The following is a 20,026-nucleotide window of genomic DNA, read 5'->3' on the forward strand; positions in this document are numbered from 1 at the left end:
TGTAGCGTTCAATCATTGTTACTTTAATGATCAGAAACATAAACAAGTTATAAATTATCTTGTTTATTTTTTAGCTACTGTCTCACTGTACTTTGCTAACCTTAAAATAAACTTATGTATTTTTTAAAAAATAAATAACAGAAATGAAAAACGGCAAGCTGAACTTACCGTTAAATTTATTGTAGTTAAAATTCAAAGTCTAATGATAGCTAACATATCATCATCTTCTTCGTCCAAGCCAACCTCTTGAAAACCAAAGCTTGAATAGAATTCTTTAGCTACAGGGTTTTTTGGGTCATAACATATTTCGATTTCTTTAACAGTGGGACTCTGCTTTATAGCATCTATTGCTTGCGTTAGTGCTTCCCTACCAATCCCTTTATTCTGATAGCTCTTATCAACCATGAAACGCCAAATTGAAATTTTTGAGGGGTTCTCTAAAACCCACATAAAAAAACCAACTGGCTGACCATTTTGGCAAATCGCTTTGCAGATATACCCTGAGTTATAATGAGCTTCTACAAGAGACCACATGTTACTAGCAACATACTCTTCTTGCTCATCGGTTACATCTAAATCACAAACAGCTTCGTAATTCGATTTACCTATTTCTTCCAGTGAAATACCCATGTTACTCCTTAACCTTAATAATATTTATTTTTGAACGATTAGTTCAATTCTTTGCCTCAAACCGTCTCGCGTTTCTACTTACGGATGTTTACTTTACGAGGTAATCATTTGAATAAAATTAACAAAAAGCAAAGTTCTGTGATTCGCTCTTTATAACAGCTCAGCCCTAGAAACGACATGTTAGTGGCGTCTAAGAGAGCTTGTTATAAATTACTTTCTACCATCTCCTTAATCGTTTTTGCTTTAACAAAGTGATCTAACTTATGAGTTTGGATCCACCATGTAGCCGCTTCCATTAGCAATTCAGGGCAATCATTTTTATTTTTAAAAAAGGCGTAAAATGACAGACCCACATTCTCTCCCTTGCTCTTCATTTTCTTATCGCAAACTTCCAGTATTCTGGCTCTCAATTCTTCCCTCATAAATGTCCTGTCAATCTATTGTTTGTATTTTTAGTGCTACCAGCAGACTTTAACTATGTAACTAACTTTATATTAATAACAAAGATAAAACACTTAGCCAGATCAACTTGACCCAGTACGATAGACGCTGATAAAGGCCAGTTAACTTTCTATTTTTCAAACCTTTAGCCATTTTTACTAAATAAAAAATAGCGAGCAAAACTACAATGATTGAAAACACTCTAAACTCAAAAGGAATATAAGTAGAGACAGGGCTGAATGCGACTATTACTGGGGCAAGTAAAAGAGATAAAAGCATTATAACACCCGCCCATGAGTGTATTTTACAACTCAATGTTGGTGACTGGGTATAAGGGTCTTTATCCATTGGAAAGTAGCCCGCAACCCATGTTCCTATTCCATGGAGCATAATAAGAAGACCAGTAACGACAAGAGCAATGTTCGCATTATTAAGCTGTATTAAATGCCAACCAAATAAGCAAAATATAAAACCGAGGGGATAATTATTGATAATAGGTGATAACTTTTCAGTGGGGCTACCCGCAGCGCCTAATTCACTGCAAAATTGGTTTTTATGGTCGTAATTAGGGTAAAACTTAGCCGTTACGAAAACACCTACAGAAATCCAAATCGTAGCAAATAAACCAGATAGCGCAGAGATGGTCTCAAACATAAAAATCCTTTTATAATTAAATACATCTTAATATAGATTGCCGATGAGAATATCCTATTGAGCTTAATTATACTAGCGCAAGCAATTTGCTTATCGCTGCCTGTGACATAAACAAATTCAGTGAGTTATTTATGTTAATGTCAAAACAAGAGTGTAGTAACGCTGTGTTAAGTAATAGGCAAGGCTAGCCCCCACCTAAACAATTGCGACGTAAACACTAAAGCTAATTTAATAAGATGCCATACATTACAGCTTGTTATGAGAACTCTTCTACACGTATCAAACATACTAACCTTTTGCTAGTTATAAAAATATCCACCGTAACTGCGCCAGAGCTAAGATTAATTTGTTACAATCTGCCTTTGATATGGCTAACAGATAGGTTTTCCTTAATGCATCCGCGAAATCGCCACTTAAATGGCTACGACTTTACTTTACTATGCAAAGATACCCCTGCTTTAGCAGCCTTTATAAAGCAAACACCAACGGGCACTGATACGATAGATTTCACCAATGCATTAGCGGTTAAAACCCTCAATCAAGCGTTATTAAAAAGCCATTACAAAATCGATTTTTGGGATTTGCCCGACACCTACCTTTGCCCGCCGGTACCAGGGCGTGTTGATTACATTCATCACTTAGCTGACTTACTAGCAAAAGATAACCAAGGGCATATTCCAACAGGTAAACAGGTAAAAGTGCTTGATGTAGGCACTGGTGCAAATGTGATTTATCCGCTTACTGGTAATCACGAATATGGCTGGCATTTTACAGGTTCAGATATCGATGCCTTATCCGTTAAAATTGCAAAGCAAATTGCACAATTTAATCGACTTAAAATTACTATAAAGCAGCAAAACAATACCAATAAAATATTTACTGGGGTTATTTCTCATAAAGATGTGTTTCACCTTACTTTATGTAACCCACCATTTCATGCCAGTGAACAACAGGCCAAAGAAGGTACTGACCGTAAGTGGAAAAACTTAAACCAAGCCCCACAAAAAGAGCTTAATTTTGGTGGCCGACAAAATGAGCTCTGGTGCGAAGGCGGCGAGCGTGAATTTATCAGTAAAATGATCATTGAAAGCCAAGAGTTTGCTGAGCAGTGTATTTGGTTTACGTCGCTGGTTTCTAAGTCTGATACTTTGCCAGCTTTAAAAAAATTGCTTAGTACACTTGATGTGAAAGATGTAAAAATTATTAAAATGGCACAAGGCCAAAAAATAAGTCGCTTCATTGCTTGGAGCTATTTTGACCAAGCCGACCGCCAAGCCATTCTAAACGAACTAGTATAAGGATAATAAGATGATCGACTTTCGTTCAGACACAGTAACTAAACCTACAGCACAGATGCGCGCAGTTATGAATGACGCTGCTGTCGGCGATGATGTTTATGGCGACGACCCAAGTGTTAATCAGCTTGAGCAATATGCTGCTGAGCGTCACGGTTTTGAAAGTGCGCTTTATTGTAGCTCAGGTACGCAAGCTAATTTACTGGCACTAATGGCACATTGTGAGCGTGGCGATGAATACATTTGTGGTCAACAAGCACATAATTACAAATTTGAAGGTGGCGGTGCTGCTGTTTTAGGTTCTATTCAACCGCAACCTATCGAAAATAACCCTGATGGCACCATAGATTTAGACAATGTAGTGGCTGCAATTAAAGCAGATGATTTTCACTTTGCAAAAACCAAATTACTGAGCTTAGAAAACACCATTGGCGGCAAAGTACTCCCGCTTAGCTACCTTAAACAAGCAAGAGAATGTGTAAATAAACATAACCTTGCTCTGCACTTAGACGGGGCCCGTGTGTATAACGCCGCGGTTAAGTTAGGGGTTGATATTAGGGAAATCACCCAATACTTTGATTCAGTGTCTATTTGTTTATCAAAAGGGTTAGGCGCCCCTGTGGGTTCATTATTATTGGGTAACAAAGCACTGATTGATAAAGCGCGCCGCTGGCGTAAAGTGCTCGGAGGTGGTATGCGCCAAGCGGGTATGCTTGCAGCCGCAGGGCAATATGCACTTAAGCATCACGTAGCACGACTTGCTGAGGATCACAATAATGCGGCTTATTTAGCACAGCAGTTAAATTCGTTAGCGGGTTTTGACACATCATCGTTTCAAATTGATACCAACATTGTTTACGCAAATGTTGATGAAAATATCGATTTAAACGCCATGGTAATAGCCCTGAAAAAACAGGGCATACTATTTTCAGCAGGTAAACCACTGCGCTTAGTGACCCATTTAGGTGTCACTAAGCAGGATATTGATAGCTTTATTTCGGCGTTATCGGCCGAGATTTAACGCTTCTTTATAGTGTTTGCGGCATACCGACACATAACGGTCGTTGCCGCCAATTTCTACCTGATTACCGTCGGCAATTGCATTGCCCTGTTCATCTGTGCGCAGTACATGATTCGCTTTACGGCCACAATGACACACCGTTTTTAGCTCAATGAGTTTATCTGCCCAAGCAAGTAGATATTGCGAGCCACTAAATAACTCACCTCTAAAATCGTTACGCAAGCCATAACAAAGTACCGGTATACCTAATTCATCAACCACATCAGTCAGTTGCATAACTTGCTCTTTTGATAAAAACTGACATTCGTCAACTAAAATACAGTGACGCTTTTGTTCGGCATGCAACGATTTAATCAATTCAAATACGTTTTTATCCGCATCAAAAATATGTGCATCAGCTTGTAAACCAATTCGCGATGACACTTTACCCACCCCTGCACGATCATCAATTGCCGCAGTTAAAATAACGGGTTCCATACCTCGTTCACGGTAGTTAAATGCAGATTGTAAAAGTGTTGTCGATTTTCCTGCATTCATCGCAGAATAATAAAAGTACAGCTGTGCCATGAGGTTGCCCATAAAATTAAGTCGCAATATGCTACCTTAATCACGCCGTAACATCACCCTTTCCTTAATGTTTTAAATCACAGTACTTTAATCGGTTACGTTTCGTTGAAGAAGTTGAGCGTAATGCGGGGAGATGGGTTGTTTTGCTAGCTGCTGCCACACTAATTTAGCCGCACTTTCATGTTTTGAATAAAAGTTGTTTGAAAAAGCTAAATAAGCCGTTGTTGTATTAAGCGGCGGAAATACAGGCGCTAATTTATGTTTATGGTATACAGACAAATCAACTTTGTTATTACCGATTTCGCATATTGCTATCGTTGCATCTGCGTTTCCTGCTATAACTTGATTCACCGCATCTTGTTGCGTAAATGAGTACTCTATAAAAAATGTTTCTTCACTTGCAGCATCACCTATAAATAATCCATTTGGCACAACAAGTGAGAACGCTTTTCGCTGAAACACTTCCCGCGCCCCCCACTTGGTATGAAAGCGCCTATTACCAAGTAAACATTGGCTAAACCGTGTTAGTGCAAATTCGCTAATAGGTTGCTTATTGTTATTAACAGGAAAAGCCGCATAGCTTAACTTTTCGTGATTAAATGCGCTTAGATGAGCATCCATTTCGCCTGTTTTTATTGCTTCGATACAAGATTGCCGTGTTTTTTTGTGCAAAATAAAATTTATCTTAGCAAGGCTATCGTCAATACGTTTTAAAATGTTGAATTGGGTCTGCGCTGCAAAAATGGGGATTTCATTCCGGGCGTTCAAAAACAGTGGCGCTTTCGCAGAATCGGCATAACAAATATTGATAGTCTGTATGCTTCTGGCTTGCGAATAAAATGTGGCAAACACGGCAATGGCTACTACACACCTAATATAAAATAACGTCACTGTGATAATAAACTACGAATTTAGTAAATTAATACCAGTGTAGAAGCCAAATTTAATTTTTACAAAATGCCTTCGTGCCTAAGCAACCACTCTTTTCTACTAAGTCCACCAGCATAACCAGTTAGTTTACCATTTGCGCCAATAATTCGATGGCATGGCACAATTATACTGATGGGGTTTTTGCCATTTGCCGCCCCAACTGCACGCACTGCTTTTGGGTTATTAATTGCCAGCGCAATATCTTGGTAGCTCTTGCTTGCGCCAAATTCAACGTTCATTAATGCACGCCATACTTGCTTTTGAAAGTCTGTGCCTTTGGTATCAAGCGGCACAGTAAACGCAGTACGATCACCGTTAAAATATTCATTCAGCTCGCTAATACAGATTAAAATCGGTGTCAGTGTATGTTCATTCACCTCTTCTGTTTGCATAATCTCAACTGGGTAAAAGCCTACATAGCTAATACCCTTCGAAGTACTTTGGATGGTGATGTTGCCAATGGGGCTTGGCATAATAACTTGTTGCATGCTCATAGTTGCTGCCATAGTTGAAAAGTTAAATATGAACGAAAAGGTGCGCATCGCTCACTATCAAATTCGCTTACGCCAGCGAGGGCTTTTTTAACCCCTAAATCGCCTGCCAGTAAAATATCAGGATGGCTTTGACCGCGCAGTTTGGCGTAATTTACTGTCCATGGGCCAATACCTTTTAGTTCTAGCCAATTATCAAGTTCTTGATTATCTGGGTTTTGATAACAGTAAGCACTTAAACGCCTAAGCGCATCTTTACGCGCCTGTGGCATTTTAAAAAAATCGAGCTCTGAGTTAGCCACCCACTCAGGGCTTGGAAAATAGTGAATGTTGCTGTGCAGATTAAACTCGTTCACAAGCTGCGTCACTAGGTTATGAGCTGCCGTTACACTTACCTGCTGACCAAGGACTGCACGAATACCCGCTTCATAGTCTGACCAAATCCCGGGTAAGCGCAGCCCTTCACTTAGCGGCATAGCACCTTTAAGCTCGGCATTTAAATGCAGCTCTATGGTGTGTGTATCGGCATCCAAATCTAGCACACGTCGAATATTGTTGATCACTTGCTGTAAATAACGGGTGTTATCAATATCAATGGCCACTTTAAAGTGGTTTTTATGCTCAACAAAATGTGCGGTAAATTGCCCTTGGCAATGTTTGTCTTTAAAGGTTCGACCATAGCTCGTTGCAGTTAGCCATTCGAGGCCACTAATCAAACGGCGCTGTAAAAAGCCATGGTGTGCCTGCCAATTATAAGGCGGCCTAAAAGCCAGTGTTAAATTTAATGTCGCAGTTGGCTTTTTATCTGACTTGCGCAGCTTGGACGGGGCCATATTTAATTGCTTCAAAAATGCATCATTAAAGCGTCGGATACTATTAAAACCTGATGCAAATGCAATATCTGCCATCGACAAATCGGTTTCTTGTAATAGCTGCTTGGCAAAATTGCATTGATTAAATAATCGATATTGGGTGATCGAGAGTCCAAAGTATTGATTAAACAAACGACGTAAGTAACGACTCGACACCCCTAGCCTATCGGCTAACAGCTCACAATCGTAGGCTTCACCTTTATCTATGAGTTGCTTAGCACGTAAAGCGGTGGTTTTGGTTCCTAACCATGCAGAACTATTGGGGGCACTGTCAGGGCGACAGCGTATGCAAGGTCTAAAACCAGCTTGCGCGGCTAAATGCGCGTATTGGTAATACTCAACATTTTTTTCTTGCGCAGTCGGTGCGGGGCAAATAGGTCTGCAATAAATGCCCGTGCTTTTAACAGCAACAAAAAATACGCCGTCAAAACGAGCGTCACGGCTTTGCCTCGCTGTTTGCCATTGTTGGCTAGTCATAGTTATTCTCGTTATTCGCTAATATGGTTAGCTTAACTGAATAATTTTTTTTGACTAGCCAGTTTCGGACCTTAACCTATTAGATTAATGTTTATTTAGTTGCTGCTAAATATCGGCGCTCAACTTCAGACCAATTAATAACCTCATAAAATGCTGCGATGTATTCAGGACGTCGATTTTGATATTTCAAATAATAGGCGTGTTCCCATACATCGAGGCCCAGTATAGGTGTGTGATTATGCATCAGAGGGCTATCTTGATTTAGGCTACTTTCAACAACAAGCTTGTTGTTCTTATCAACACATAACCAAGCCCAGCCACTACCAAAGCGACTAACCGCTGCATTTGTAAATTGCTCTTTAAACTTATCAAAGCTACCGAATGCTTCAACAATCGCTGTATTTAATTCACCACTTGGCTGGCCACCGCCGTTTGGTGTCATTACTTGCCAAAATAATGAATGATTATAGTGACCGCCCACATGCTCTTGCACCGCTTTTTGTAATGGCTCAGGAAGTGAGCCTATGGTACGAAGTAACTTTTCAGCATCCTGTTCACTATAGTGACTGCCTTCTAATGCGGCGTTAGCTTTATTGATATAAGTTTGATGATGGAGTGTATGATGAATTTCCATCGTTTTCGCATCTATATGTGGTTCAAGAGCTTCATAGCTGTATTCTAATGTCGGTAATGTGTAAGCCATCATGTTTCCTGATCATTAATGAAGTAACTGTGTTTTGTGAGGATGATCACTCAATACATGATTTATGCGTGTGATCAATTCAGGAAAATCTGCGGACATTTGGGCAAATTTAACCAATTCAAAATAGGTTTTGTGATGATGATGCAGAACTAGATGCCGTATTTTTTCATTGGGATGGCATAACACCAAACTAAGCTTTTGATGAGCATGGCATAACCAATTACATGCTTTTTCTGGTTGACCCATCACTTTAAACGTATCTGCTAAGTTATGCGTTGCAACAACAAACGCTGGGAAGCAATGTGATAGTGAATCCGCCACTGTGTGGCTGTAGGGTATATTCGTAAACTGCGCCATTAATGTCTCTGCAATATTTGCAGCGACTGTATAGTGGTCACGGGCAACAACTAAGTCCCCACATTCAAAAGATAAATTACCTTCATAAATTGCCTTTTGCCATGGGGCAAGTGCATCGTCAATTGGTTGATATGTTGGCGCTGTGTGGGATGTTGTTTGAGTCATAAAATCACCTGCACTTAAAACCTGTGTGTTTAAACTACACACAGAAAAGATTAAATGCAAATGATTTTTATTTATACTTTAATTTGTTTTTTACAGCTAAAACGAATTGCTTTTATTGATGCGCAAAATCAATCAGCTCTTGACCTGTTAAGCGGTAGATAATCCACTCATTTTGTGGTTTAGCACCAATGCTGTCATAAAAATCAATAGCAGGCTTATTCCAATCAAGAACAACCCACTCAAAACGACCGCAGTCTTTTTCGAGTGCTTGTTTAGCAAGGTATTGCATAATTTGCTTACCCGCACCTTTACCACGGCTATCTGAACTGACGTAAAGATCTTCTAAATACAAACCATTTTTGCCAAGCCACGTCGAGTAATTATAAAAATACACTGCAAAACCAATTGGCGTATCACCCTCTAAACAAATAACACTGTGAGCCGTTGCGCCTTCACTGAATAACGTCTTTAAAATAGCTTGTTCGTCTGTTTTAACTGCGTCAGGCTCTTTTTCGTAGATAGCGAGCTCGGTAATAAAATGTAGAATTGTTGCGGCATCACTTGCTACTGCCGGACGGATTGTAATTGCGTTACTCACTCTGTATTCCTTTTTACATCATTATTGTAACGCCCAGTTTATAAGGGCTTTAGCATAGTGTAAACGCCCTTTACAGAAATACAGTGCATTAAAAATGGGGCAACTAAACGTTAGCCCCATTTTGCTTTATTTTTATTTACTCATCGACTTATAAAGTACCGGAAGTACAAATAAAGTTAAGAAGGTTGCACTGACTAAACCGCCAACAATAACAGTAGCGAGGGGCTTTTGAATTTCAGCCCCTATTCCTGTACTGAGCAGCATCGGAATAAGCCCCAGCATTGAAGTAAGCGCAGTCATGAGTACGGGTCTTAGCCGTGAAACAGCGCCTTCAAATACCGCTTTATCTTTGCTATCGCCAGCGCTAACTCGTTGGTTAATGCTTTCAACCATCACTACACCGTTCAATACCGCAACGCCAAATAAGGTGATGAAACCAACGGAACTAGGTACTGATAAATATTGTCCAGTGACATACAATGCAATCACCCCACCAATCACAGCCAAAGGAACATTGACAAGAATAAGCACCACTTGCGATAAGTTACTAAAGGCAAAATAAAGCAATAACGCAATGAGTAACAAGGCCACAGGTACTACAATCATCAGCCGCTGTTGTGCCCGTTGCTGGTTTTCGAACTGACCGCCAATAGCTACACTGTAACCACTTGGCAGCTGCATTTTATCAGCAATTGCAGCGCGTATATCGGCAACAACTGACCCCATATCTCGCCCCTGCACATTCGCTTGAATAACCACCCGCCTTTGCACATCATCGCGACGAACTTGTGGAGCGCCTGACTCAATCTGTACATCGGCTACATCCCCCACCCTAACAATGGCCCCCGCAGGGGTTCGCAGTCGAAGATCAGCAATCACATCCGGGTTTTGGCGATAGCTTTTTGCTATGCGCACATAAATATCATAGCGCTCATTAGCATTAATAATTTGCCCTGCTGATTGCCCACCAATACCATGCTGGACTACATCCATTAAATCAGCCACCGATAAACCAAAGCGCGATAATGCTAAACGGTTGGGTTTGACTATGAGCTGTGCTTCACCGCCTATTTGCTCCATCGCGACATCTTTAGCACCAGGTATTTGCTGTACCAGTTGTTCAATTTGTTGACCTTTTTCACTCAACACCGCCAAGTCACTACCGAACAACTTGATTGCTAACTGCGCTTTAACACCCGATAAAAGCTCATCAACTCGGGTAGCTATAGGCTGTGAAAAATTGAACAAAAGTCCAGGGAATTGCTCAAGCTTGGCTTCCATTAGCTGTTGCAATTCAACACGCGTTTTCGCATTTACCCATTGCTCATGCGGCTTTAAGCCTAAATAGATTTCTATGTTGTTAACCGGTTCAGGATCGCCCCCCACTTCAGCACGACCGATTCGGCTCAGCGCATATTCCACTTCGCTAAACTCAAGCAACATGGCTTCAAGCTTTGGTGCAACTGCAATTGCTGTATCAAGGCTTGCAGAGGGAGCAAGTGTCACACGTAGGTTAATAGTGCCTTCTTCAAGCTCTGGCACAAACTCAGTACCCAGCTTTGGTAGCATAACGGCCGCTACAATCAGCAATAACCCAGCAATAGCTAAAACGCTGCGTTTAGCGTGCAATGCTTTTTGTAAAGCCCGTTGATAAAGCATATCGATTGGTTTTAATAAGATGCTTTGCTTTACTGTCACGCCCTTAGCAAATAAGTACACACACAGAGCTGGCACAACAACCAAGGCAACAATCACAGCGCTAATAATCGCCAGCATAATACTCACAGCCATTGGCTGAAATAACTTAGCTTCAACACCTTCAAAGCTAAACAGCGGTAAAAATACCGTTAGAATAATCAAAGAGGCAAAAAAGATTGGTCGTGAAACTTCTTTTGCAGCAGTAGCAACAAGCTCGGCAGGTGATTTATGTTGATTGTTTTTCAATCCTAAATGTCTAAACACATTCTCAACCATCACCACTGAGCCATCTACCAGCATACCGATGGCAACAGCAATACCACCTAACGACATTAAGTTTGCCGATAATCCAAGCCATGCCATTACACTCAGTGCTAAGCCAATCGAAATAGGGATCGACAACAGCACCAAAAATGTTGCTCTTAAATCCAACAAAAATAGCGCTAATACTATGATAATAAATATAAAAGCTAAAAGCAGTGCATCAATAACCGTTTGTACCGCTTGGCTAATAAGCTCTGCTTGGTCGTAAATTGCTTTAAATTCAACTCCCTTTGGCAGTGCTTGATTTATCATCTCGACACGTGCGTTGATGCCATCAATCGTTTGCTTGGTATTAGCACCCATTCGTTTGAGCACGATGCCGGTGACCACCTCACCACGATTGACTATTTCGCCTTTTTCATCACGTTTAGACAAGGTGACAGCACCTTGACGAATTTCACTGCCAAGTTCAACATTCGCAACATCTGCCACTTTAACGACCGTACCATCAATTGTTTTGATAGGCGTTTGTGCAATCTCAGTAAGCCCCTTTTCGCCTGGGGTAAACCAACCTGTACCTCGGATAACAAGTTGTTCTTGACCACGGTTCATATACCAGCCACCGACATTGCTGTTGTTAGCATCTAGCGCATTGCTGACATCTTGTTGTGTTAAGTCATAAGCTAATAACTTATTGGGGTTTAAATTTACTTGATACTGCTTTACCTCGCCGCCAAATGACAAAATATCGGTCACACCATCAATGGGTAAAATAAGTAATTTAACAACCCAATCATTTAAACTACGCAGTGCCATGCTATCAATGTTTGCACTCGGCTTTGCTTCAAGTAAATACTGATAGACTTGTCCAAGCCCTGAAGTGTTAGGGCCCATGGTTGGCATACCTACACCAGTTGGGATCAGCTCTTTAGCAGATTGCAAACGTTCAAAAACAAGTTGCCTAGCAAAGTAAATATCAACGCCTTCTTTAAACACCACAGTGACGCCCGATAAACCCGTTTTAGAAATAGAACGAACCTGTTCTACATCGGGCAGTGCATACATCACGGCTTCTATCGGGTATGTGATCAGTTGCTCTACTTCTTCAGCCGCGAGCCCTGGCGCTTCAGTGTTAACTGCAACTTGCACATTGGTCACATCAGGAAACGCATCTAGATTTAGTTTTGGGATCATAAATGCACTCACTGCAATTGCAGCAAGCAAGGCCAACACCACCAGTAAACGGCTCTTTATCACCGCCTCTATTAATAAATTAAACATGCGTCACCTCTAGTGGTTATGCGGATCGAATCCGCCTTTAGCTAGCTGTGAGGCAATAAAAAAAGCACCTTGCGTGACAATTTCAAGCCCTGCTTCAATATCAAACACTTCGCGATAATCACCAAAACTTCGACCTAGGGTCACTTCTTTTGCGATAAAGCCACCATCATCATCAACAACGAACAATTGCCAGTCGCCATCGGCACTGCGTGTTAACGCATTTTCCGGTACGGCAAGTACCGCTTGCTCTGTTTCAAAATGGAAGTACACATCCGCAAACATGCCAGGATGCAAACTATGTTGCGTGTTTTTTACTTCGAGCCTAACTGTTCGCGAGCGTGTTTGTTCATCAATCGTATGCGCTTCTTGAATAACTGTTGCTTGATAGCGATGGCCGTTTACTTCTAACAGCGCCTTAGAACCATTACTGATAGTACGGTCTTGATTAGCTGAAAGCTGTGCGGCAACCCAAAGCGCTGATTCATCGGCAATCAGCATCAGCTCAATCCCCGAATCAACACGCTGACCTTGAGCAAAGTTATCAGTTAAAACAGCACCCGATGTTTGTGCAAACAAGGTATATTCACCGAGCTTTTCAGGCGCTATGGTGAGTGTTTGCGCAATGGCTTGTTTCGATAAACCAATGGCAACAAGTCGGCTATAGGCGACTTCATATTCGGCTTTAGCGGTCAGGATTTGCTTTTCGCTCAGTGTGCCGCGTGTCATTTTAGTGACTCGTTGCCACTCAGCTTCTGCTAATCTAAATTCAGTTTGTTGGCTGGCAACTTCACCGCTAAATAAGGTGACTAAAGAGTCTCCTTTATTTACGTGTTGCCCCAGCAAGGCATGGCGCTTTACAACAATTGAATCAACACGCGGTGATACCACATAACTGGCATAGCCATTGGCTTTAATTTCACCTGGGGCATACAAGGTTTGATTGTGTGTTTTTAGTACAAGGCGTTCAACTTTTATATTAGCCAGTTGCTGTTGTTGCTCAGTTAAACTGACTTCATTAGTTTGCTCAGCTTGCTCATTTTCTTGGTGATCATGCTCCAGCTCTGAAGCATGATTATTTGTCACATACATAAAACATACGCACAGCAATGCGTAACGCATAAAATTTCTTAAATACATATATTGTCTCTTACTTAAAATGGGCTAAGCCCAAATAAAATCTAAAAAGGGTTTTGGATTAAGTAAGAGCAAAAATTGGTGGGCGATGTAGCGGTGCTAAGTCAGCCGATTTGAAATTTAAATCGAGTGATTCTATTTTAGTGAAATAGACATCAGTAGGCTCAGACAGGTGTAGCGTATCTACAAATGCAGGGCTGTGACAAACGTGACAATGGCCTTTCTCAGCTGAGTCAGATAACTGTTTTGCAAGCTCGGCATGTTCAGCTTGGTGTAGCTGATGATCGCCATTGACAGCGCAATGGGCTTCAAGGTCGATTTCTTCTGATAGTAGTACCGAAGCCTGATTAAACGCAGCATTATGATCGGCCACATCAAAGCTATCCAGCGTGGGCTGGAGCAATAATACGCTAATCAAAATAAAAAATGCAGCTTTCACATTGAGCCTAAAAATTAGAACTAAAAAATGGTACAACAGTGTTAAATTAACAAATCCATCAGCATTTGAACAGAAAATTATAATCTGTACACGAACAAATCATTATAAACTTTTCAATATCACAGCACGCATGGTATAAAAATAAAGCAAATCAATAACTAGGTATTTTTATGGGACACGGACACCACCACCATCACGATACAAATAACCAAAGCACCCGCCAACTCATGCTGGCAGTGGTAATTAATGTGTTATTAACCGTCGCTCAGGTGATTGGCGGCCTCGTTTCTGGCAGCTTATCTTTAATTGCTGATGCGCTGCACAATTTAAGTGATGCCTCATCGTTATTCATTGCCATAATTGCCCGAAAAATAGGTGCCAAACCTGCCAATGATCGTTATCAATACGGTTATAAACGCGCTGAAATTTTAGCAACCTTATTTAACAGTTTAAGTTTAATCGTGATTGGTGGTTACCTAATTGTTGAAGCCATATCCAACTATTTAAACCCTGAGCCCATTGATGGTTGGATCATCATTTGGGTTGCTGGTTTTGCACTGGTTGTTGACCTATTCACCGCGCTTTTAACTTACAAAGCAGGTGCGAAAGACAGCATGAATATTCGTGCTGCGTTTATACATAATGTGTCTGATGCATTAGCGTCTGTGGTGGTGATCATTGCGGGTACCTTAATTATTCTTTATCAATGGTATGTTGTTGATTTAATTGCCACCATGCTGATTTCGGTGTACGTCATTTACCATGGTATTTTGCTGCTAATAGCGAGCAGTAAAATTTTAATGCAGGCAGCCCCCGATAGTTTTGCGCTACCAGAAGCTATCACTGAACTTAAAGCCCAATTTGCAATCACTGATATTGATTACCTTAAAACATGGCAGATAGATGACCATCACATTCATTGTGAGCTTAAGTTTAGTGCCAAGCAAAGCATTCAAAACGATGAAATACGTCACTTTTTACATGAAAACTTTGCTATTGAAAGCTGCACCATTGAACAAGTTTTAGTGTAAATGTTTCGCGTTATCATTTACAATTCAGTTTTGTTTTAACAGCAAACTGAAGGAACAAACCTTGTTGAAGTTGTGGTTACGTCGTACGCATTTATTACTTGCCTTAGTAAGCGGTTTATTTTTAATTTGTTTAAGCTTGACCGGCGCGTTGCTTATTTACGCAAAAGACATTCAATACCTTACTCAAAGCGATAAATGGACAGTAACGCCAGCACCTTCAGCACTAGATTTCGATGACCTCATCCAACACGTTTCAGCTACAACAAAACAACCCGTTACCCTGTTAATGCCAGAGCAGCGTAGTGATCTAGCTTGGCAATTACAGTTGGCCAATAACAAATATGTGAGTGTTAATCCATACAACGGTCAAGTGTTACATGAGTACGATTACTACAGTACAATTTATGGCTTTACCATGGCTTTGCACCGCTGGCTGCTTTATGAAGGTGGCGATAAAAACCGCCCTTTAAGAAACTGGGTATCGGTGTGTGCGCTGATTCTTATTATTGAAATTCTGCTTGGCTTTTATATTTGGGTGAAGCCAAAAAATCGTATTAAGCGCTTGGCTATTAAGCGTAAAGCAAAGATTAGAGTGCTGATGTATCAACTACATACCGTTCTAGGTGTGTATTTTTTAATTCCACTCATTTTAATTGCCTACACAGGTATGGCATTTAACTGGAAAGAACAAACCAAAGCCGTATTAGAATTTGTGATGCAAGGCACAGTTGAAGATAGACCTAAACCACCAGCAGTTATTTCCCCTTCAGCTGATACGCCTTTTCAAGTGCAAAAAGCGTTTGATAACGCACAAACTGTATTTCCTGAGGGTAAGTTATTTAGAATTTATTTACCGAAAAAACCAACTGATAACATAGGTTTTAGAATAGAGAACCCGGGTGAAAGCCATGCCTATAGTTGGGTATGGGCAAACCCATATTCAGCAGATATTGTTGCAAGCTATGACGCCAGCCAAAGCTCATGGACCACGCAAACATGGAACTTTAAATATAAGTTTCATATTGGTGATTTTGCAGGGCCTATTGTGCAATTACTATGGTTACTATTTGCTTTATCACCGTTATTTTTCACGATTTCGGGTGTTTACTTTTGGTACAAACGGCATTACAAATAAACAACCATTACTGAAAATGACATTCGCCATGAATAGTGAGCTCAAACATGCCTTTAACAACGAAATGATATTGGCTAAAACGAGTTATGCAAAGACGGATTACACAAGCGCTTTTTATCACTTAGAGCGGGCTCATATTCTTGGTCAAAGCTATATCATTGCGCATACTTACTCGCATTGGTGGATGTGTAAAATTGGTTTTAAAACCCATAATGCCAAGGAAATAATTGGTCAGTTTGCTCGCATGGCTGCGTCAATTGTGTTTTCGCGTATTTGGGTCCCACTCGGTAACACTGGCGGCACCAATGTTAGCCCTTTCAAACCAATGCCTATTCCTGATGACCTAAAACGTTACTTAAACTAGCATCAACTAGAACCGCACTTACTTGTACCCTTCTTATCGCGAGTAACTAAAAAGCCACAATTATTATTGCAAATAATTATCATTAACCTTGCCTTTACACTTCTTTACATTTAGACTTCCGCACAATCACATAATAATTAATACTGATTTAACAAGGATAAACATGTTAAAAACTTCACTTACTCTGATTGCACTCGCACTAAGTAGCCAATCGTTTGCTGATGATGCCATTAATAAAAAACTCACCGCAGAAGAAATGGAACACGTTGTTGTATCAGGCAGCCGTGTATTTGAAAGCATTGATGAAGTACCCGCTTCAGTCACGATTATTAGCCAAAAGCAAATTGAAGAGCATTTAAAAGTTAATCCAGAACTACAAAGCTTATTGGCGCAAATGGTACCTGGCCTTGCACCAGATACGGGTAGCTCGAGTAACACAGGTCAGAGTTTACGTGGCCGTGCACCACTTGTGATGATTGATGGTGTGCCACAATCTACACCACTGAGAAACGGCTCTTTAGGGGTTAAAACACTCGACCCTAGTGCCATTGCTCGTATCGAAGTGATCAAAGGTGCGACTTCAGTTTATGGTAATGGTGCATCGGGCGGTATTATTAACTACATCACTAAACAAGCAACAAGTGATGGTAAGCCAGAGGGTGAAATCAGCCTTTCGTCACGTTTTAGTGCAGTAAAACTAGAAGAAAGCGCTGGTGCGCGAGTCTCCGCGGCAATTAATGGTCGTGCCGATAAAATTAGCTATTTATTCACCGCAAGTTACGAAGAAAATGGCGTTCAACGTGACGCCGAAGGCGATATTCTGGGCTTACAGTACGGTTTATCTGATGCAGTAACCGAAAACTACTTCACCAAACTTGGTTATGACTTTGACGATGAGAAGCAACTGCAATTTAGCTATAACTACTTTAGCTCTCAGCAAAAAACCGATTTAGGTGATGTTGTAGGGGATCTTAATGATGGCGAAAAAACCTATGCCATTCATGTACCTAAAGAGCTGCAAAAGCAAGGTAAACCACAAGGCCCAGATGGTAACGAAAACATTACCTTAAAATACACAGACTACGCCCTGTTTAGTAATACTCAAATGACGCTCGACCTTTACATGCAAGATATCGAGAATGTGTTTTTCTTTTCTACAAACTTAGCTAACCCAGAAGAAGGCTACGAAGGCGGCCAATCAATTATTCGCTCTGAAAAGAAAGGGGCACGCGCTACCTTTAATACCCTTGTTGATTTTGACAATGTTGAAGCCACCTTCATTTATGGCCTAGATGCACTTAATGATGTGACGTCTCAGCCACTTGTAGATGGCCGTGTTTGGGTACCAGAAATGGATATGGAAAGCCTTGCTGGCTTTTTACAAACTAAGTGGGTAATCGATAATGATTTAGTTATTAAAGCGGGTGTACGCCAAGAAAGCATAGATCTTGCTGTAGAGGACTATGAAACCTTAAAACTGTGCCGCTCAGCAACACAATGCTCAGTACCACTTAGCGTAAAAGGTGACACCATTGATTACGATGCAACCACTTACAATGTAGGTGTTAAATACAATTTACTTGAGGCCTTCAGCCCGTTTGCCAATTACTCGCAAGGGTCTGATATCTCTGATATTGGTCGCTTATTACGCTCTGCAACAGTAAACGATATTGGTCTAATTCAAACAGAAGCATCAATCATCGATAACTATGAAGTTGGTTTTACCTCACAGTTTGATGACTTGCGTTTTGAATTTGCAGCTTACCGCAGCAGATCAGAATTTGGCACCACGAATAGCTTTAATGAAGCAACGGGTGTTTATGAGCCAGTACGTGCGCCGCAAGAGATTTGGGGTTACGAAACACTGGTTGATTATAAAATTAACCCAACCCTAAAACTGGTTGCAACTTACAGCTATGTTGAAGGTAAAAACACCGAAGACGATATTTACTTAGGTTCTCGCCAAATCAGCCCACCAAAAGGTACAGCTAACTTAAACTGGCAGCCTAATGATGAATTATCACTTACGGTGAGTTATTTATATGTGGGTTCACGCAAACGCTTTGAACCAAATGCAGACGGTGACTATGTTGGCGATCAAGGCCCTATTAGCAGTTACAATCTATTCAACCTAAGCGGTCGTTATAACTTTAGTAAAAACTGGCAAGCGTTTATGGGTGTTGAAAACCTATTTAACAATGATTACTACCCTGCCCGCGCCCAGTCATACACCTACGGTGGCTATAACATTAAAGGTTTAGGTACCACTGTAACACTTGGTGCAACTTATCGCTTCTAAATTAATTTTTATTAGAACAACAAGCCCTTCTTAGTAAGGGCTTTTTTCATTTAAGAATAAAAACGATAAATTGTTCATTTATCAACCATTAACGCAAACTTAAACGAGAATCACACTCAATAGTAAACAACTGATTTACAAAGGAAAAAGTTTGCAATCTTGTTTTTATATACTACAATTACCGCAACTTGGAATTCGAGGACAGCATTATGAAAGGTAACCAAAAAGTCATCGATAGTTTTAACAAACTACTCGCAAACGAATTAGCCGCTATAGATCAATACTTTATTCATTCTCGTATGTATGACGATTGGGGCCTAAATAAGCTGTATGAGCGTCTTAACCACGAAATGGAAGAAGAAAAAGACCACGCTGATTGGTTAATTAAACGTATTCTATTCTTAGAAGGCGTACCAAACATGACTAAACGTCGTGACCTATTAATTGGTTCAGACGTTAAAAGCATGATGCAAAACGATTTAACACTTGAATTAGAAGTTGTTGATTGTGTTAAAGAAGCAATTGCAATCTGTGAACAAGAAAAAGACTATCAATCACGCGAAGTGCTTGAAAAGCTATTATTTGATACAGAAGAAGATCATGTGTACTGGTTAGAACAACAGCTTGGTCTAATCGACAAAATTGGTAGCCAAAACTACCACCAATCTCAAATGGGCGAATAGAGGCTAATTGTATGAAAGGCGATAAAAGCGTCATTGCTGCACTTAATAAAGTATTAGCGAATGAATTAGTGGGTATCAACCAATACTTTTTACACGCTCGTATGTTTAAAGATTTTGGTTTTTCAAAATTAGACAAAGCTGATTACAAAGTATCTATTCAAAAAATGAAAAATGCCGACCGTTTAATCGAGCGTATTTTGTTTTTAGAAGGTTTACCAAATTTACAAGATTTAGGTCGACTACGTATTGGTGAAAACTCTGAAGAAATGATCGAAGCTAACATGAGCTTTGAACTTGATTCATTACCTGATCTTAAAGAAGCAATTAAACTTGCTGAAGAGAAAAAAGATTACATCAGCCGTGAAGCGCTCGATAACATCTTAAATGAGCAAGAAGAACAGATTGATTGGCTTGAAACACAGCAGCAGTTAATCAAAACCGCAGGGCTTGAAAATTACCTGCAATCTCAAATGTAATTTGCTAAAACTTCAAAAAGC

General features: G+C 40.4%; 21 protein-coding genes. 8 read left to right on the forward strand and 13 right to left on the reverse strand.

Translation table 11 applies throughout. The features are described 5' to 3' along the window. Positions 1-192 precede the first annotated feature (192 nt). The 3 genes from PAARA_RS05120 to PAARA_RS05130 form a co-directional block, all read right to left on the reverse strand. On the reverse strand, positions 193-630 hold the full coding sequence (locus PAARA_RS05120) for a GNAT family N-acetyltransferase (RefSeq protein ID WP_062567980.1): 438 nt from the start codon (positions 628-630) through the stop codon (positions 193-195). 203 nt (positions 631-833) lie between these two features. Then, on the reverse strand, positions 834-1,052 hold the full coding sequence (locus PAARA_RS05125) for a DUF6500 family protein (RefSeq protein ID WP_062567981.1): 219 nt from the start codon (positions 1,050-1,052) through the stop codon (positions 834-836). Between the two features lie 67 nt (positions 1,053-1,119). Beyond that, positions 1,120-1,725 (reverse strand): DUF998 domain-containing protein, encoded by a 606-nt coding sequence (locus PAARA_RS05130; RefSeq protein WP_062567982.1) that lies wholly within the window; start codon positions 1,723-1,725, stop codon positions 1,120-1,122. A 392-nt stretch (positions 1,726-2,117) separates the two neighbouring features. Between PAARA_RS05130 and rlmF the strand changes: the two genes are divergently transcribed. Together rlmF and ltaE are read left to right on the forward strand one after the other, a co-directional pair. Then, positions 2,118-3,023 carry a 23S rRNA (adenine(1618)-N(6))-methyltransferase RlmF gene (gene rlmF / locus PAARA_RS05135; protein ID WP_062567983.1) on the forward strand — a complete coding sequence of 302 codons (906 nt, stop codon included), beginning with the start codon at positions 2,118-2,120 and terminating at the stop codon, positions 3,021-3,023. 10 nt (positions 3,024-3,033) lie between these two features. Next, positions 3,034-4,041: a low-specificity L-threonine aldolase gene (ltaE, locus tag PAARA_RS05140; protein ID WP_062567984.1), complete on the forward strand. Its 1,008-nt coding sequence runs from the start codon at positions 3,034-3,036 to the stop codon at positions 4,039-4,041. Here ltaE and PAARA_RS05145 read toward each other — a convergent pair. The 10 genes from PAARA_RS05145 to PAARA_RS05190 form a co-directional block, all read right to left on the reverse strand. After that, positions 4,024-4,608 carry a thymidine kinase gene (locus PAARA_RS05145; RefSeq protein WP_062568177.1) on the reverse strand — a complete coding sequence of 195 codons (585 nt, stop codon included), beginning with the start codon at positions 4,606-4,608 and terminating at the stop codon, positions 4,024-4,026. The two genes, ltaE and PAARA_RS05145, sit on opposite strands and share 18 nt — an antisense overlap. A gap of 87 nt (positions 4,609-4,695) precedes the next feature. Then, positions 4,696-5,376 (reverse strand): hypothetical protein, encoded by a 681-nt coding sequence (locus PAARA_RS05150; RefSeq protein WP_157066166.1) that lies wholly within the window; start codon positions 5,374-5,376, stop codon positions 4,696-4,698. A gap of 182 nt (positions 5,377-5,558) precedes the next feature. Beyond that, the gene (locus PAARA_RS05155; protein WP_209438171.1) at positions 5,559-6,026 is read right to left on the reverse strand and encodes a methylated-DNA--[protein]-cysteine S-methyltransferase; all 468 of its coding nucleotides are present in this window, start codon (positions 6,024-6,026) and stop codon (positions 5,559-5,561) included. 2 nt (positions 6,027-6,028) lie between these two features. Beyond that, positions 6,029-7,378, reverse strand: coding sequence for a DNA-3-methyladenine glycosylase 2 family protein (locus PAARA_RS05160; protein WP_062567987.1), 1,350 nt, complete (start codon positions 7,376-7,378; stop codon positions 6,029-6,031). Between the two features lie 91 nt (positions 7,379-7,469). After that, positions 7,470-8,081, reverse strand: a complete 612-nt coding sequence (locus tag PAARA_RS05165) for a superoxide dismutase (RefSeq protein ID WP_062567988.1) — start codon at positions 8,079-8,081, stop codon at positions 7,470-7,472. Positions 8,082-8,096: 15 nt separating this feature from the next. Beyond that, a complete protein-coding gene (locus PAARA_RS05170) occupies positions 8,097-8,603 on the reverse strand; it encodes a hypothetical protein (protein ID WP_062567989.1) in 507 nt (168 codons plus the stop codon). A gap of 112 nt (positions 8,604-8,715) precedes the next feature. Further along, the gene (locus tag PAARA_RS05175; RefSeq protein ID WP_062567990.1) at positions 8,716-9,201 is read right to left on the reverse strand and encodes a GNAT family N-acetyltransferase; all 486 of its coding nucleotides are present in this window, start codon (positions 9,199-9,201) and stop codon (positions 8,716-8,718) included. A gap of 132 nt (positions 9,202-9,333) precedes the next feature. Continuing rightward, positions 9,334-12,444 carry an efflux RND transporter permease subunit gene (locus PAARA_RS05180; RefSeq protein WP_062567991.1) on the reverse strand — a complete coding sequence of 1,037 codons (3,111 nt, stop codon included), beginning with the start codon at positions 12,442-12,444 and terminating at the stop codon, positions 9,334-9,336. A gap of 9 nt (positions 12,445-12,453) precedes the next feature. Continuing rightward, positions 12,454-13,581 (reverse strand): efflux RND transporter periplasmic adaptor subunit, encoded by a 1,128-nt coding sequence (locus tag PAARA_RS05185; protein ID WP_083515258.1) that lies wholly within the window; start codon positions 13,579-13,581, stop codon positions 12,454-12,456. 58 nt (positions 13,582-13,639) lie between these two features. Then, on the reverse strand, positions 13,640-14,017 hold the full coding sequence (locus PAARA_RS05190; RefSeq protein ID WP_062567992.1) for a hypothetical protein: 378 nt from the start codon (positions 14,015-14,017) through the stop codon (positions 13,640-13,642). 170 nt (positions 14,018-14,187) lie between these two features. Between PAARA_RS05190 and PAARA_RS05195 the strand changes: the two genes are divergently transcribed. The 6 genes from PAARA_RS05195 to bfr (PAARA_RS05220) all read left to right on the forward strand — a co-directional run bounded on the left by PAARA_RS05195 (position 14,188) and on the right by bfr (PAARA_RS05220) (position 20,005). Further along, on the forward strand, positions 14,188-15,048 hold the full coding sequence (locus PAARA_RS05195; RefSeq protein WP_062567993.1) for a cation diffusion facilitator family transporter: 861 nt from the start codon (positions 14,188-14,190) through the stop codon (positions 15,046-15,048). 64 nt (positions 15,049-15,112) lie between these two features. Then, a complete protein-coding gene (locus PAARA_RS05200) occupies positions 15,113-16,183 on the forward strand; it encodes a PepSY-associated TM helix domain-containing protein (protein WP_062568179.1) in 1,071 nt (356 codons plus the stop codon). A gap of 28 nt (positions 16,184-16,211) precedes the next feature. Then, on the forward strand, positions 16,212-16,547 hold the full coding sequence (locus tag PAARA_RS05205) for a DUF3703 domain-containing protein (protein ID WP_062568180.1): 336 nt from the start codon (positions 16,212-16,214) through the stop codon (positions 16,545-16,547). Positions 16,548-16,710: 163 nt separating this feature from the next. Next, positions 16,711-18,846: a TonB-dependent receptor gene (locus PAARA_RS05210; RefSeq protein ID WP_062567994.1), complete on the forward strand. Its 2,136-nt coding sequence runs from the start codon at positions 16,711-16,713 to the stop codon at positions 18,844-18,846. 209 nt (positions 18,847-19,055) lie between these two features. Continuing rightward, positions 19,056-19,529 carry a bacterioferritin gene (gene bfr / locus PAARA_RS05215; RefSeq protein ID WP_054552096.1) on the forward strand — a complete coding sequence of 158 codons (474 nt, stop codon included), beginning with the start codon at positions 19,056-19,058 and terminating at the stop codon, positions 19,527-19,529. 11 nt (positions 19,530-19,540) lie between these two features. Next, positions 19,541-20,005, forward strand: coding sequence for a bacterioferritin (gene bfr, locus PAARA_RS05220; RefSeq protein ID WP_062567995.1), 465 nt, complete (start codon positions 19,541-19,543; stop codon positions 20,003-20,005). Positions 20,006-20,026: the final 21 nt, after the last annotated feature.

This window comes from Pseudoalteromonas arabiensis, assembly GCF_001550155.1.
Taxonomy (GTDB): Bacteria; Pseudomonadota; Gammaproteobacteria; order Enterobacterales; family Alteromonadaceae; genus Pseudoalteromonas; species Pseudoalteromonas arabiensis.